The sequence below is a fragment of the Achromobacter sp. GbtcB20 genome (genome assembly GCF_019091095.1).
GTDB classification, from domain to species: Bacteria; Pseudomonadota; Gammaproteobacteria; order Burkholderiales; family Burkholderiaceae_B; genus Achromobacter; species Achromobacter mucicolens.
This window is the reverse complement of the sequence record NZ_JAGXJZ010000124.1, coordinates 1-681: the sequence shown is the minus strand read 5'-3', so window position 1 is coordinate 681 and position 681 is coordinate 1. Positions and strand designations below refer to the sequence as shown.

Annotated in this window: 2 protein-coding genes; both read left to right on the top strand. The window is 68.3% G+C overall.

Translation table 11 applies throughout. The features are described from left to right. Positions 1 to 257: endolytic transglycosylase MltG (locus KVT32_RS28125; RefSeq protein WP_217619202.1), on the top strand; the 257-nt coding region annotated here is incomplete at its 5' end. Next, the coding region (gene tmk / locus KVT32_RS28120; protein WP_217619201.1) for a dTMP kinase at positions 254 to 681 on the top strand (428 nt) is incomplete at its 3' end. The genes KVT32_RS28125 and tmk, both read left to right, overlap by 4 nt.

Below are 681 nucleotides of genomic sequence, written 5' to 3'. Positions count from 1 at the left end.
GCCTGCGCTACGAGGGCAAGATCGCGAAGAAGGACTTGCAGACCGACACCCCGTACAACACCTACACCCGCTACGGCCTGCCGCCGACCCCGATCTCGCTGCCGGGCGTGCAGTCGATCGCCGCCGCCATGGCGCCGGCCAAGACCGACGCCCTGTACTTCGTATCGCGCAACGACGGCACCAGCCAGTTTTCGGACAACCTGAACGACCACAATCGCGCGGTCAACCAGTACCAGCGCGGGATCGCACGACCATGACGGCCCGCGGCAAGTTCCTTACCGTCGAAGGCATCGACGGCGCCGGCAAGTCGACCCATATCGGCTTCATCGCCGACTTCCTGGCCGCGCGCGGCAGGCAGGTGGTCGCCACGCGCGAACCGGGCGGCACGCCGCTGGGCGAAAAGCTGCGCGCACTGCTTCTGCACGAAAAGATGCACCTGGAAACCGAGGCGCTGCTGATGTTCGCCAGCCGCCGCGAGCACATGGCCCAGGTGATCGAACCGAACCTGGCGGCCGGGGCCTGGGTCCTGTCCGACCGTTTCACCGACGCCAGCTTCGCCTACCAGAGCGGCGGGCGCGGCCTGGACCGCACGAGGCTGGAGGCGCTCGAGGCCTGGGCCCATCCGCACCTGCAGCCGGACCTGACCCTGCTGTTCGACGTACCCCTGGAAGTGGCGCGCGA